12 protein-coding genes are annotated in these 14221 nt (G+C 65.7%); 8 read left to right on the top strand and 4 right to left on the bottom strand.

Annotated features, from left to right (window positions below):
- Window positions 1-21: 21 nt before the first annotated feature.
- The 4 genes from AX730_RS12065 to AX730_RS12050 all read right to left on the bottom strand — a co-directional run bounded on the left by AX730_RS12065 (window position 22) and on the right by AX730_RS12050 (window position 4626).
- A complete protein-coding gene (locus tag AX730_RS12065) occupies window positions 22-1326 on the bottom strand; it encodes a diguanylate cyclase (RefSeq protein WP_062356749.1) in 1305 nt (434 codons plus the stop codon).
- 98 nt (window positions 1327-1424) lie between these two features.
- Window positions 1425-2717, bottom strand: a complete 1293-nt coding sequence (locus AX730_RS12060) for an NAD(P)/FAD-dependent oxidoreductase (protein ID WP_062356746.1) — start codon at window positions 2715-2717, stop codon at window positions 1425-1427.
- Window positions 2714-3148: a hypothetical protein gene (locus tag AX730_RS12055; RefSeq protein ID WP_157074221.1), complete on the bottom strand. Its 435-nt coding sequence runs from the start codon at window positions 3146-3148 to the stop codon at window positions 2714-2716. Before AX730_RS12055 ends, AX730_RS12060 begins: the two co-directional genes overlap by 4 nt.
- A 98-nt stretch (window positions 3149-3246) precedes the next feature.
- On the bottom strand, window positions 3247-4626 hold the full coding sequence (locus AX730_RS12050; RefSeq protein WP_062356741.1) for a glutamine synthetase family protein: 1380 nt from the start codon (window positions 4624-4626) through the stop codon (window positions 3247-3249).
- Window positions 4627-4835: 209 nt separating this feature from the next.
- Here AX730_RS12050 and AX730_RS12045 point away from each other — a divergent pair, with 209 nt between their 5' ends.
- From AX730_RS12045 to AX730_RS12010, 8 genes are all read left to right on the top strand, one after another.
- A complete protein-coding gene (locus AX730_RS12045; protein ID WP_062356738.1) occupies window positions 4836-5597 on the top strand; it encodes a gamma-glutamyl-gamma-aminobutyrate hydrolase family protein in 762 nt (253 codons plus the stop codon).
- Between the two features lie 102 nt (window positions 5598-5699).
- On the top strand, window positions 5700-7094 hold the full coding sequence (locus AX730_RS12040) for a glutamine synthetase family protein (protein WP_062356736.1): 1395 nt from the start codon (window positions 5700-5702) through the stop codon (window positions 7092-7094).
- 149 nt (window positions 7095-7243) lie between these two features.
- Window positions 7244-8608: an aspartate aminotransferase family protein gene (locus AX730_RS12035; RefSeq protein WP_062356733.1), complete on the top strand. Its 1365-nt coding sequence runs from the start codon at window positions 7244-7246 to the stop codon at window positions 8606-8608.
- 90 nt (window positions 8609-8698) lie between these two features.
- Complete coding sequence (locus AX730_RS12030) at window positions 8699-9814, top strand: polyamine ABC transporter substrate-binding protein (RefSeq protein WP_062356945.1); 1116 nt, start codon at window positions 8699-8701, stop codon at window positions 9812-9814.
- A 205-nt stretch (window positions 9815-10019) separates the two neighbouring features.
- Entirely contained in the window at window positions 10020-11147 is a 1128-nt protein-coding gene (locus AX730_RS12025) for a polyamine ABC transporter substrate-binding protein (RefSeq protein WP_062356730.1), read from the top strand.
- 99 nt (window positions 11148-11246) lie between these two features.
- The gene (locus AX730_RS12020) at window positions 11247-12383 is read left to right on the top strand and encodes an ABC transporter ATP-binding protein (protein WP_062356728.1); all 1137 of its coding nucleotides are present in this window, start codon (window positions 11247-11249) and stop codon (window positions 12381-12383) included.
- Window positions 12380-13294: an ABC transporter permease subunit gene (locus tag AX730_RS12015; protein WP_198147171.1), complete on the top strand. Its 915-nt coding sequence runs from the start codon at window positions 12380-12382 to the stop codon at window positions 13292-13294. The genes AX730_RS12020 and AX730_RS12015 overlap by 4 nt, the downstream gene beginning before the upstream one ends.
- Window positions 13291-14133: an ABC transporter permease subunit gene (locus tag AX730_RS12010; protein ID WP_062356725.1), complete on the top strand. Its 843-nt coding sequence runs from the start codon at window positions 13291-13293 to the stop codon at window positions 14131-14133. Before AX730_RS12015 ends, AX730_RS12010 begins: the two co-directional genes overlap by 4 nt.
- The last annotated feature ends 88 nt before the right edge of the window (window positions 14134-14221 follow it).

The following is a 14221-nucleotide window of genomic DNA, read 5'->3' as shown; positions in this document are numbered from 1 at the left end:
CGTCCGGTGGTCGCAGGCGGATCAGCCGCTGGAGATCACCCGGTTGCGGCCGCCGGCCTTGGCCAGGTAGAGGCGGCGGTCGGCTTCGCTGATCAGGTGGTTGAGGGTCTGGCCAGGGAAGCGGGTACGGAACACGCCGATGCTGACCGTCATGCGCAGCTTGTGGCTGCCGACATCGACTTCCAGCGCCTCGATCGTGGCGCGCAGCGATTCGAAGTAGTCGACCGACTCGCTCTCGCCCAGGTACGGCACCAGCGCGCAGAACTCCTCGCCGCCGAAGCGGGCGACCAGGTCCTGCGAGCCGGCATGGCGTGCGATGGCCTGCGCGACGGCCTTCAGCGCGACGTCGCCGGCTTCGTGGCCATAGGTGTCGTTGATGTGCTTGAAGTGGTCGATGTCGATGATGGCCGCGGTGACCGCCTGCTGCCGGCCCAGCGTGTTCGGTAGCAGGGCGTGGCACTCGGCTAGAAAATGACGGCGGTTCGGCAGGCCGGTGAGGAAGTCGCGCGTAGCGAGATCCTGCAGCGTGCCGATCAGTTCCAACTGGTCGATGTTCTGCGAGACGCGGCAGAAGAACTCTTCGCGCGAGAACGGCTTGTGCAGGAAATCGTTGGCGCCGCTCTTCAGGAAGCGCGGCACCAGGCTGCCGTCGCTGGTGCCGGAAATGCCGATGATCGCCAGATGGTCGCGCGCATGGCGGGCACGCAGGCGGCGGGTGAATTCGTGCCCCTTCATCCCGGGCATTTCCTGGTCGACGATGGCCAGGCGGATGTCGGGATTGGCGTCCAGCATCGCCAGGCCGGCTTCGCCGTCGGCCGCTTCCACCACGCGGAAGCCGTACATCGACAGCAGCGCCGCCGCATGCTGGCGGGCGGAACGGGAGTCGTCGACGATCAGCGCGGCGATGCGCCGGTTGCGCTCCAGTCGCTGCACCAGCCAGACCAGGTAGTCGATGCTGCCGGGGGTGTTCTTGAGCACGTAGTCGACGACCTGCCGGCGCAGCACCTGCTCGCGCAGGGTGTCGTCGTAGACGCCGCTGACCACCACCGTCGGCAACTGCCGCGACAGGAAGAACTCGACCACGTCGTCGTGGCTGCCGTCGGCCAGCACCAGGCTGGTGACCACCATGAACCAGTCGGGGTGCTTTTCCAGGGTCGCGCGCGCTTCCGCCAGCGTGGACGCGTAGACCACCGGCAGGCTCAACTTCTGCTCGATGGCCTCGCCGATCAGTCGCGCGTGCGTACGCGAGTTCTCCACCACCAGGATGCGCTGGGGCAGGGCGTGTTGGCCGGGGGCAGTGGACGTGACGCGTTGCGGTTGGGACATGCTCTCGAACGCCGCAGGAAGGTTCCTGTCACCTGTATCGGCGTGAATCGGCAGGACTTGAGAGCGCCGTCACGAAACTGCCATGTCCGCGTCCGGCCTTACCACAGTGCGTCGCGCAGCTTGAACCAGGCCATGGCGGCCACCAGCATCGGCGTGCGCAGCGCGCGCCCGCCGGGGAACGGGTAGTGATCGATTTTCGCGAACAGGTCCAGCCGCTCGGATTGGCCGCGGATCGCCTCGGCGATCAGGGTGCCGGCCAGTCCCGACGCGATCAGGCCGTGGCCCGAAAAGCCCTGGGCGAAGTACAGGTTCGGCGACAGCCGTCCCCAGTGCGGCGCCCGGTTGAGCGAGATGTCGATCATCCCGCCCCAGAGGTATTCGATGCCGACATCGCGCAGCTGCGGGAAGACGCGGTGCATGCGCCGCGTCATCACGCCGCGCAGGTTGGGCGGGGTCATCGTCGAATAGCTGGCGCGGCCGCCGAACAGCAGGCGGTGGTCGCGGCCGAGGCGGAAGTAGTCCAGCGCCCAGTTGGTGTCGGCCACCGCCATGTCGTTGCGGATCAGGTCGCGTGCACGGGCTTCGCCGAGTGGCGGGGTGGCGGCGATGTAGGTGCCCACCGGCATCATCCGCGCCTCCAGTTCCGGCGCGATGCCGCGCAGCAAGGCATTGCCGGCCAGGATCGCGGTGTCGCAGACGACCTCGCCCTGTGCGGTCTTCAGTACCGGCCGCGCGCCCCGCACGAGCTCCGTCACGCGGGAACCTTCGAAGATGCGGACACCGGCGTCCAGCGCGGCGCGTCCGAGCCCCAGCGCATAGGCCAGCGGGTGCAGGTGGCCGCTGACGGGGTCGTACATCGCGCCCAGGTAACGGTCGCTGGCGAGTTCGCTGCGCAGGCGCTCGCGGTCCCACCATTGCACGGGGTGGTGGTAGCGGGTGTTGAAGTCCTCGACGGCCTCTTCCACGTCGCGCTGCTGGCGCGGCTTGATCGGCACGGTGGCATGGCCGTCGCGCCAGTCGCAGTCGATGTCGTGGCGGTCGATGCGGCCGCGCAGCCAGCGCAGGCCGTCCACGGACAGGTCGAACATCTTCTTCGCGTCGTCGAAGCCGACCAGCGCTTCCAGCTTGGCCTCGCCGCAGCCGAAGCCGGCGATCGCCTGGCCGCCGTTGCGTCCCGACGCGCCCCAGCTGATGCGCTCGGCTTCCAGCACGACGACCCTGTAACCGGCTTCGGCAAGCTCCAGTGCCGCCGACAGGCCGGTGTAGCCGGCGCCGAGGATGCAGACATCGGCGTCGATGCGGCCCTGCAACGCTGGTTGAGCTGGCAGCGGGGTGGCGCTGGCGGCGTACCAGCTGTCGGGATAGCGATGCTTGTCGGCGGTGGGTGTCATCGTGAGCTCGAGGGCGGGGGAGCAGACCTGTCCCACTGCCGCATCAGGTCGTCCGGGACTTCGTGCAGCAACGGCTGTTGCCAGCAGTTGCTATGGCTGGCGGACGCGCCATCCCAGAAGACGACATAGGTGTACCCGACATGTGGCGACAAGGAGCACGTGCCGCCAAAGCTGCTCGTCTCGATAAGCAGGTTGGTCCGTGGTCGCCCTTTCAATTGCTTGACGACGCGCCCCGTCGCGGCGACATGTTCCCGCGTCGTGATCGAACGTGCCGGGGACTCGTCGTCGGATGCCGCATCGAAGCTTTCACCCTCCACTGCTTCCGAGACGAGACGGCTCGACATGACGCGGACGACGGCGACGTTCTCGGAGGCGCTGTAGGCGGTTCTCGGCTCGAGCCCGATGGCGCAACTGCAGGCAAGCGCGGTCAACGGAGCCAAGCTCGCAAGGAGTATGGATGCCTGCATGAACTTCGAAACATGCCCGAACCGCCTCTGCGGGACGGAGGGTGTGCTGGCGGTCGACCCCATCACACCGACCGCAGATACCACGCGTATTCCAGGTCGGTCACCTCGGTGTAGAAGCTGTGCATCTCCTTGAGCTTCTGCTGGCCGTAGATGTGCTGGAACGACGTGCCGAACTGCTCGCGGATGAACTCGCTGCCCATGAACGACCCGATCGCCTCGCGCCAGAACGGCGTGCGGATCTCGGTCTGGTCGTAGGCGTTGCCGGTGATCGGCGGGCCGGGATCGAAGCCCTGTTCCATGCCGTGCAGCATGCCGGCCAGCACGGCGGCGGTGACCAGGTAGATGTTGGCGTCGGCGCCGGCGATGCGGTGTTCGATGCGCGTGTTGGCCTCGTCGCTGTGCGGGATGCGCATGGCGACGGTGCGGTTGTTGTAGCCCCACACATCGTTGAGCGGCACGAACGCATTCAGCACGAAGCGCCGGTAGCTGTTGGCGTGCGGGGCGAACAGCAGCAGGGCATCCTGGTCACTGCGTTGCAGGCCACCGATGGCATGCTTCAGCGCGGCGGCCGGCGCCGTCTGCGGCGAGGCGAAGATGTTGCGGCCGTCCGCATCCAGCACGCTGGCGTGGATATGCATGCCGCTGCCCGCCTGTTCGGCGAAGGGCTTGGCCATGAAGCTGGCCATCAGTCCTTGCTGCTGCGCCACCGCCTTGATCGCGCGCTTCAGGTAGATGGCGTCGTCGCAGGCGAGCAGGGCGTCGTCGCGGTGCTTGAGGTTGATCTCGAACTGGCCCGGTGCGTACTCCGCCACGGCGGTGTCGGCCGGAATGCGTTGCGCGCGGCAGGCGGCGGCCACGCCGTCGGTGAAGCCGCGGTAATCGTTGAGGTCTTCCATGTAGTAGACCTGCGTGCTGGTGTTTCGCACGCCCGTCACCGGATTGAGCGAGGTGCGCGGCCGGCCCGCGTCGTCCAGGCGCTGGTCGAACAGGTAGAACTCCAGTTCCACCGCGACCACCGGCTTCAGGCCGCGTGCGGCGTACCGCGCGAGCACGCGCTTGAGCACTTCGCGCGGGTTGGCGTCGAACATGCCGCCCTGCGCGTCTTCCATGCTCAGCAGCAACTGCGCTGCCGGGCGCGGCGACCACGGCACCGGGCGCAGCGAACCCGGCACCGGCCGGCAGATGCGGTCCTCGTCGCCGATGTCGTAGCCCAGCCCGGTTTCCTCCACCGTGTTGCCGGTGATGTCGGTGGCGATCAGCGACATCGGCAGGCAGACGCCATCGCGGTAGACCTTCTCCAGCGCATCACGGGTAATCCGTTTGCCGCGCAGCAGGCCATTCATGTCCGGCAGCAGCAGGTCGACCTGCTCGCAGTCGGGGAGCGCGGCCAGCGTGGCGGCGTCGTCATCGGGCAGGGAAGGCGCAGCGGAATCGGGGCGCATGAGGGTCATCCAGGAGACTGCGGCGGAGCTTAGCAGAGCCACCGGTGCGTCAAGAATACTCAACGCACATCTTTCCGTAATCGCCTTAAATGCCCGAAATTGGTGCCGCAACGCACCATATCAGCGCCATAAACCTCGTGCGAGGCGTTCGTGTTGTAAAAATAAAACGGCCGGGTTAACGTGCCGGCAAGCCACTTCGGGCTTCCTGCATGACCCCGCTGCCGCGGGTCGGTCTGCCGACCGACCACAAGCAAATCGGTGCGCATCCCTTCCTTGCCGTCGGCGAGAAGTACGTCCGCGCCGTGGTGGACGGGGCGGGTTGCCTGCCGTTGCTGGTGCCCACGCTGGATCCCGTCCTGCCGCTGCGTCAGGTGCTCGACGGCCTCGACGGCCTGCTGCTGACCGGCGCGGTGAGCAACATCGAACCGCATCACTACAGCGACGAATCCAGCTACGAGGGGAACCTGCTGGACCCGCGTCGCGATGCCACCAACCTGCCGCTGATTCCGCTCGCGATCGAGCTGGGCGTGCCGGTGCTGGCGATCTGCCGTGGCTTCCAGGAGGTCAACGTCGCCTTCGGCGGCAGCCTGTACCAGAAGGTGCACGAGCAGCCCGGTTTCATGGACCACCGCGAGAACAAGGACGATCCGCTCGACGTGCAGTACGGACCGGCGCACGAGGTCGCGCTGGTGCCGGGCGGCCTGCTCGCCACGCTGGTCGGCGATACGCGGGCCACGGTCAATTCGCTGCATGGCCAGGGCGTGCGCCGGCTGGGCGAGGGCCTGGTCGTCGAAGCGCAGGCGCCGGATGGCCTGATCGAAGCGTTCCGCCGCGATGGGCCGGTCTTCATGCTCGCGGTGCAATGGCACCCGGAATGGAAGGTGGCGGAGAACCCCTTCTACCTGTCCATCTTCCGCGCCTTCGGCGATGCCTGCCGCGTCCGTGCGGCGCGACGGAGCGTGGCGGCATGAAGCGGCGGCATCCTCCGCCATGGGAGGGCGGGCGCTGACGCGCCCGTTCTGCAGGCGACCGGCAGCCTTGCCGGCCTTTTCCCTCCCAGGACCGTCCTTCCCATGAGTCAGAAACAGACGCAACGAAAAAAGAAAACCGCCGATGCCGAACCGGCCGACAGCTCCCTGCGCCGCTGGTTGAGGGAGCGCAGCATCACCGAGGTGGAATGCCTGGTGCCCGACATCACCGGCATCGCGCGCGGCAAGATCATCCCCGCCGACAAGTTCAGCCACGACTACGGTACGCGCCTGCCGGAAGGCATCTTCGCCACCACCGTCACCGGCGATTACCCGGACGATTACTACGACCTGACCTCGCCGTCGGACTCGGACATGTTCCTGCGGCCCGATCCCGACACGGTGCGCATGGTGCCGTGGGCGACCGATCCCACCGCGCAGGTGATCCACGACTGCCATACCAAGGATGGCAAGCCGCATGACCTGGCACCGCGCAACGTGCTGCGTCGGGTGCTGGCAGCGTACGAAAAGGAAGGCTTGCGACCGGTCGTCGCGCCGGAACTGGAATTCTTCCTGGTGCAGAAGAACACCGATCCCGACTTCCCGCTGCTGCCGCCCGCCGGACGTTCGGGTCGCCCGGAGACGGCACGGCAGTCGTACTCCATCGATGCGGTCAACGAGTTCGATCCCATCCTTGACCTGATGTACGACTACTGCGATGCCATGGAGCTGGACGTGGATACCTTGATCCACGAATCCGGCGCCGCGCAGCTGGAAGTCAATTTCACCCATGATGATGCGCTGTCGCGCGCCGACCAGGTGTTCCTGTTCAAGCGCACGATGCGCGAAGCGGCGATGCGCCATGGCGTGTACGCGACCTTCCTGGCCAAGCCGATGGAGAACGAGCCCGGCAGCGCCATGCACATCCACCAGAGCCTGCTGGACATCAAGACCGGTCGCAACGTGTTCACCGGCAAGAGCGAAGGCAAGGGCAGCAAGCTGTTCGGGCATTACCTGGCCGGCCTGCAGAAGTACGTGCCGATGGCGATGGCGTTCTTCGGCCCCAACGTCAATTCCTACCGCCGGCTGGCGCTGGGCCAGGTCGCGCCGATCAACGTGCAGTGGGGCTACGACAACCGCACCTGCGGCCTGCGCGTGCCGATGGACACGCCGGAGAACATGCGCGTGGAAAGCCGCTTCGCCGGGTCCGACGCCAATCCCTACCTCGCCATGGCCGCCACGCTGGCCTGCGGCCTGCTGGGCATCCGCGAGCAGCTGAAGCCGACCGAGCCGCTGGCCAGCAGCGCGCAGGACATCGGCTTCGAGCTGCCGCGCTCGCTGGGCGAGGCGCTGGACGAACTGGAAGGCAGCAAGCCGCTGCAGGAGCTGATGGGCGCACGCTTCGTGCGCGCCTATGTCTCGGTCAAGCGCAAGGAATACGAGACCTTCTTCCGCGTGATCAGTTCGTGGGAGCGGGAATTCCTGTTGTTGAACGTCTGAATGCTGTGCACTTCTCCCTTCGGGAGAAGGTGGCGCGCAGCGCCGGATGAGGGGTGAACGGAGTCATGACGCTTAAATGGTCTGGACTCCATCGCCCCTCACCCCAACCCCTCTCCCGGTGGGAGAGGGGCTCAATTTTGGAGCTTCACATGACCCAACTCGACACCCGCACCCTGCAGAAGCTCGACGCCGAGCACCACCTGCATCCGTTCAACGACAACGCCGCGCTGGCCAAGAAGGGCACGCGCATCCTGACCAAGGGCGAAGGCTGCTACGTCTGGGACGCCGACGGCAACCAGCTGCTCGATGCGTTCGCCGGTTTGTGGTGCGTCAACGTCGGCTATGGGCGCAAGGAACTGGGCGAGGTGGCGTCGAAGCAGATGACGCAGCTGGCCTACTACAACAGCTTCTTCCAGTGCACGACCGAGCCGACCATCGCACTGGCCGCCAAGCTGGCCGAACTGGCACCGGGCGACCTCAACCACTCCTTCTTCGTCAATTCCGGTTCGGAAGCCAACGACACCATCCTGCGCATGGTCCGCCACTTCTGGGCGGTGCAGGACCAGCCGCAGAAGAACATCTTCATCGGCCGCCACGACGGCTACCACGGCACCACGATGGCCGGCGCCAGCCTCGGTGGCATGAAGGGCATGCACAAGCAGGGCGGTCTGCCGATCCCGGACATCCACCACATCGATCCGCCGTTCTGGTTTTCCGATGGCGGCGACCTGTCCGAAGACGAGTACGGCCTGGTCGCGGCGCGCCGGCTGGAACAGAAGATCCTCGAACTTGGTCCGGACCGCGTGGCCGCCTTCATCGGCGAGCCGATCATGGGCGCCATCGGCGTCTACATCCCGCCGAGCACCTACTGGCCCGAGATCGAACGCATCTGCCGGCAGTACGACGTGCTGCTGGTGGCCGACGAAGTCATCTGCGGCTTCGGTCGCACCGGCGAGTGGTTCGGCTCGCAGTACTTCGGCTTCCAGCCGGACATCATGCCGGTGGCCAAGGGCATCACCTCCGGTTACATCCCGCTGGGCGCGGCGATGTTCAACGACCGCGTGGCGAAGGTACTGAAGGAGCAGGGCGGCGAACTGGCGCATGGCGCCACGTACTCCGGCCATCCCGTCTGCGCGGCGGTGGCACTGGAAAACATCCGCATCCTGCAGGACGAGAAGATCGTCGAGACGGCGAAGAACGAGATCGCGCCCTACCTGGCGCAGCGTTGGGCGGAGCTGGGCGAGCATCGCCTGGTCGGGCAGGCGCGCATCGCCGGTATGGTCGGCGCACTGGAACTGGTGCCGGACAAGGGCAAGCGCGCGTTCTTCCCCGAGCGCGGCACGGTCGGTCCGCGCTGTCGCGACCACGCGCTGAAGCACGGGCTGATCCTGCGCGCGACCTGGGACGCGATGCTGCTGTCGCCGCCGTTGGTCATCACGCGCGCGCAGGTCGACGAACTGTTCGAGAAGACGTGGAAGGCGCTCAACGACACCGCGACGGACCTCGGGATGTAACGTGATCGAACCGACCGTGCGCTGCGTCACAGCGTCGCGGCCCGGGCGTATGATGGTTCCATCCCCCGATCCTGTTGCATGGAGACCCTGATGAAGCTCAAGACCCTCACCGTCATGCTGGCCGCCACCCTGTTGGCGGCCTGTGGCGGCAAGGACGGAGCGGCCGCCGATGGCACGCCCTCCAAGGCGCTGAACGTCTACAACTGGTCCGACTACATCGCTGAAGACACCATCCCGAACTTCGAGCAGCAGTCGGGCGTCAAGGTCACCTACGACGTGTTCGACAGCGACGAGATGGTCGAGACCAAGCTGCTCGCCGGCAGCAGCGGCTACGACGTGGTGGTGCCCTCGTTGAGCTTCCTGGGCCGGCAGATCCAGGCGGGCGTGTTCATGCCGCTGGACAAGAGCAAGATCCCCAACCTGAAGAACGTCGACCCGAAGATGCTTGAGCGCATCGCGCTGCAGGACCCGGGCAACCAGTTCGCCGTGCCGTACCTGTGGGGCACCAGCGGCATCGGTTACAACGTCGACAAGGTCAAGGCCATCTTCGGCGACACCGCCGCGACCGGCAGCTGGGACGTGGTGTTCAAGCCGGAGAATGCCGCCAAGTTGAAGGACTGCGGCATCACCGTGCTGGACACCCCGTCGGAGCTGATCCCGATCGCGTTGAACTACCTGGGCGAAGACCCGCACAGCTTCGATCCGGCGGTGATCGACAAGGCCGCCGCGCTGCTGAAGTCGATCCGACCCTACATCCGCAACTTCCACTCGTCCTCGTACATCAACGACCTCGCCAACGGCGACGTCTGCCTGGTGGTGGGCTGGTCGGGCGACATCATCCAGGCACGCGATCGCGCGGCCGAGTCGGGCAATGGCGTCAACGTGGCGTATTCCATTCCGAAGGAAGGCGCGCCGCAGTGGTTCGACATGCTGGCCATCCCGAAGGATGCCAAGAACATCGACAGCGCGTACGCCTTCATCAACTACCTGCTGGACCCGAAGGTGGCGGCCGCGAACACCAACTACGTGACCTATCCGAACCCGGTGCCGGCATCGAAGCCGCTCGTCGACAAGAGCATCTCGGAGGATCCAACGATCTATCCGCCGGCGGACGTGGACGCGAAGCTGTTCACCTTCGCGGTGCTGCCGCCGGAAGTGGATCGCCAGTACACGCGCATCTGGACGGAACTGAAGACCGGACGCTGAAATACCAAGGGCGCGGGCCATGACGGACGCGCCCTTCGTCATCGTGACGTTCCCCGGCGCATCGCGGGGGGCGGCACAGGGGGAGGGGAGAAGGGGAGCAGCACGGCACGGAACCCGCCACAGCAATGACAGCACGCCCGCGGCGGCCCCTGGCCGGTCCGGGACCACATCACGCCGCCCTTGGGGGCCGAACGGAGAGAGATTGATGAAACTGCGCGTACTGGCAACCGCCCTGGCCCTGTGTACCACCCTCGCCGCGTGTGGCGGCAAATCCGCCGGTGAAGGCGGCGCCGACGCCGGCGGCGGCGCGAAGCAGGTCAACGTCTACAACTGGTCCGACTATATCGCCGAGGACACGATCCTGAACTTCGAGAAGCAGTCGGGCATCAAGGTCACGTACGACGTGTTCGACAGCAACGAAGTGCTGGAGACGAAGTTGCTGGCGGGCAGCAGCGGCTACGACGTGGTCGTGCCGACGATGAATTTCCTCGGCCGGCAGATCCAGGCCGGCGTGTTCCTGCCGCTGGACAAGAGCAAGATCCCCAACTACGCCAACCTCGACCCGGCCATCATGAAGCGGCTGGAGAACCAGGACCCGGGCAACCAGCACGCGATCCCCTACATGTGGGGCACCACCGGCATCGGCTACAACGTCGACAAGGTCAAGGCCGCGTTTGGCACCACCGACGTCGCCAACAGCCTGGACCTGGTGTTCAAGCCGGAAAACATCAGCAAGCTGAAGGACTGCGGCGTGACCTTCCTCGACACGCCTTCGGAAATCATTCCGATCGCGTTGAACTACCTGGGCGAAGACCCGAACAGCCAGGATCCGGCCGTCATCGACAGGGGCGCGGCGCTGCTCAAGACGATCCGCCCGTACATCACCAACTTCCATTCCTCGCAATACATCGACGCGATGGCCAATGGCGACACCTGCCTGGTGCTCGGCTGGTCCGGTGACGTCATCCAGGCGCGCGACCGCGCGGTGGAAGCCAACAATGGCGTCACCATCGCGTATGCCATCCCGAAGGAAGGCGCGCCGCAGTGGTTCGACATGCTGGCCATCCCGAAGGACGCCAAGCACGTGGATGAGGCCTATGCCTTCATCAACTACCTGCTGGACCCGCAGGTGATGGCCAACAACTCCAACTTCATCAGCTACCCGAACGCCATTCCCAAGGCCAAGGCGCTGATGGACAAGGCGATCACCGGCGACACGACGATCTACCCGACGCCGGACGTGGAGGCGAAGCTGTTCACCTTCGCGATCATCACGCCCGAGGTCGACCGCCAGTACACGCGCATCTGGACGGAACTGAAGACCGGCAAGTAAGCGCCGCGACCGGGACGGACGAGGTCCGTCCCGGTGGCCGATAACCACACCCACACATCCAGGCCGGCGCCCACGCAGCCCGGCGACCAGGGGAACTCCATGGCGGCAGAACAGGGCAACGGCGCGGGACAGAACGGCAAGGCGAATGCGCAGGAGTACCTGCGCATCGTCGACGTGCGCAAGGAGTTCGACGGGTTCGTGGCGGTGGACGACACCAACCTGACCATCCGCAAGGGCGAGATCTTCGCGCTGCTCGGCGGGTCGGGCAGCGGCAAGTCCACCCTGCTGCGCTGCCTGGCCGGGTTCGAGAAACCCTCGTCCGGCAAGATTTACCTGGATGGACAACTGCTCAACGACCTGCCGCCGTACGAGCGGCCGCTGAACATGATGTTCCAGTCTTATGCGTTGTTCCCGCACATGACGGTGGAACAGAACATCGCCTTCGGCCTGAAGCAGGATGGCCTGTCCAAGGATGCGATCAGGAAGCGCGTCGAGGAGATGCTCGCGCTCGTGCAACTCGGCAAGCTGGCCAAGCGCAAGCCTCACCAGCTGTCCGGTGGCCAGCAGCAGCGCGTGGCGCTGGCGCGATCGCTGGCCAAGGGCCCGAAGTTGCTGCTGCTCGACGAGCCGATGGGCGCCCTCGACAAGAAGCTGCGCTCGCAGATGCAACTGGAACTGGTGGGCATCATCGAGAAGTCCGGCGTGACCTGCGTGATGGTCACCCACGACCAGGAAGAGGCCATGACCATGGCCACCCGCATCGCGCTGATGGACCAGGGCTGGATCCGCCAGGTCGGTACGCCCGACGAGATCTACGAACAACCGACCAGCCGCTTCGCCGCCGGGTTCATCGGCTCGGTCAACCTCATCGAAGGCGCGGTGGAGGAAGACGAAGCCAACTACGTCACCATCCGTTCGCCGCAGCTGCCGGATCCGATCTACATCGGCCACGGCATCTCGGGGTTCGAAGGACAGGAGGTCGGGTTCGCCGTGCGGCCGGAGAAGCTGGGCATCGGCAAGACTGAGCCCGCGCAGCCGTACAACAAGGCGAAGGGCGTGATCGAGGATATCGCCTACTTCGGCAGCCATTCGGTCTACCACGTGCGCCTGCCGAGCGGTTACAAGTTCATGGCCAACTTCGCCAACGTGCAACGCTGGGCCAGCGAAGGGCTCACCTGGAACGACGAGGTCTGGGTGTGGTGGGGCGACAACGACGGCGTGGTGCTGACCTCATGAACATCCTCCGTTCCCTGGGCAAGCGCCTGCCGGGGCCACGCTGGGGCGTGATCTCGGTGCCCTACGTGTGGCTGCTGCTGTTCTTCGCCATCCCGTTCCTGATCGTGCTGAAGATCTCGTTCGCCAAGCTGGCGATCGCGATGCCGCCGTACACGCCCATCCTCGAGTACATCGACGAGGCGCTGACGCTGAAGCTCAACCTGGGCAACTACGCGGCGTTGCTCACCGATTCGCAATACGTCCAGGCCTATCTCAGTTCCATCAAGATCGCGGCGATCTCGACCTTCCTCGCGTTGCTGATCGCCTACCCGATCGCCTACGTCATCGCGCGGCTGCCGCCTTCGACGCGCAACATCGCGATGATGCTGGTGGTGCTGCCGTCATGGACATCGTTCCTGATCCGCGTCTATGCGTGGATCGGCATCCTCAAGAACAACGGCCTGCTCAACAATTTCCTGATGAAGATCGGCCTCATCGACGAGCCGCTGCAGATCCTGTACACGCCGCTGGCCGCCTACATCGGCATCGTCTACTGCTACCTGCCGTTCATGGTGCTGCCGCTGTATACCAACCTGGTGAAGCACGACCAGCGGTTGCTGGAAGCCGCCTACGACCTGGGCGCGAAGCCGTGGAAGGCGTTCTTCGCCATCACGCTGCCGCTGTCCAAGGCCGGCATCATCGCCGGCTGCATGCTGGTGATGATTCCGGCGGTGGGCGAGTTCGTCATTCCCGAACTGCTCGGCGGCCCGGACACGCTGATGATCGGACGCGTGCTGTGGGGCGAGTTCTTCAACAACCGCGACTGGCCGGCGGCCTCGGCCGTGGCGATCGTCATGCTGATCCTGCTGTTGATCCCGATCCTCATCTTCAACCGGGTGCAACAGCGCGAGATGGAAGGGAGGCTGACATGAGCCGCGTCGGACAACGGGCCGTCAACTGGACGGTGCTGGGGCTTGGCTTCGCCTTCCTGTACGTGCCGGTCTTCATCCTGATGGTGTACTCGTTCAACGAGTCGCGCCTGGCCACGGTGTGGTCGGGCTTCTCGTTCAAGTGGTACGGCGAACTGTTCCGCGACAAGCAGATGCTGCAGGCCGCGTGGGTCAGCATCAAGGTCGCGTTCTGGACGGCATCGGCAGCGGTGGTACTGGGCACGATGGCCGCCCTGGTGATGACGCGCATGCGGCGGTTCCCCGGCAAGACGCTGTTCGGCGCCTTGATCACCGCGCCGCTGGTGATGCCCGAGGTGATCATCGGCCTGTCGGTCCTGCTGATGTTCGTGTCGCTGGGCCAGGTGGTCGGCCTGCAGCCGCGCGGCATCCTGTCGATCTGGATCGCGCACGTCACCTTCACCCTCGCGTTCGTGACGGTGGTGGTGTCATCGCGGTTGTCGGAGCTCGACAAGTCGCTGGAAGAAGCGGCGATGGACCTCGGGGCGAACCGGATCAAGGTGTTCTTCCTGATCACGCTGCCGATCATCGCGCCGGCGCTGGTGTCGGGCTGGCTGCTCGCGTTCACGCTGTCGCTGGACGACGTGGTGATCGCCAGCTTCGTCGCCGGTCCCAACTCCACCACGCTGCCGATGAAGGTGTTCTCGTCCGTGCGCATGGGCCTGAGCCCGAAGATCAACGCCCTCGCGACGCTGATGATCATGGTCGTGAGCGTGGCGGCGTTCCTCGGCTGGTGGTTCATGTACCGAGAGGAGAAGCGCCGCCAGCGCGACCTGCAGCTGGCGCTGCAGGAGAACGGGTAAGGCGTGATGGCGATGTCGGATGCGTCAGGCAGGGCCATCAACGCTCCTGCCGTCATCCCAGCGCACGCTGGGATCCATCCTGCTTGCC

The sequence above is a fragment of the Pseudoxanthomonas mexicana genome (assembly GCF_001556105.1).
GTDB classification, from domain to species: domain Bacteria; phylum Pseudomonadota; class Gammaproteobacteria; order Xanthomonadales; family Xanthomonadaceae; genus Pseudoxanthomonas_A; species Pseudoxanthomonas_A mexicana_A.
This window is presented reverse-complemented; position numbering and strand designations above follow the sequence as displayed.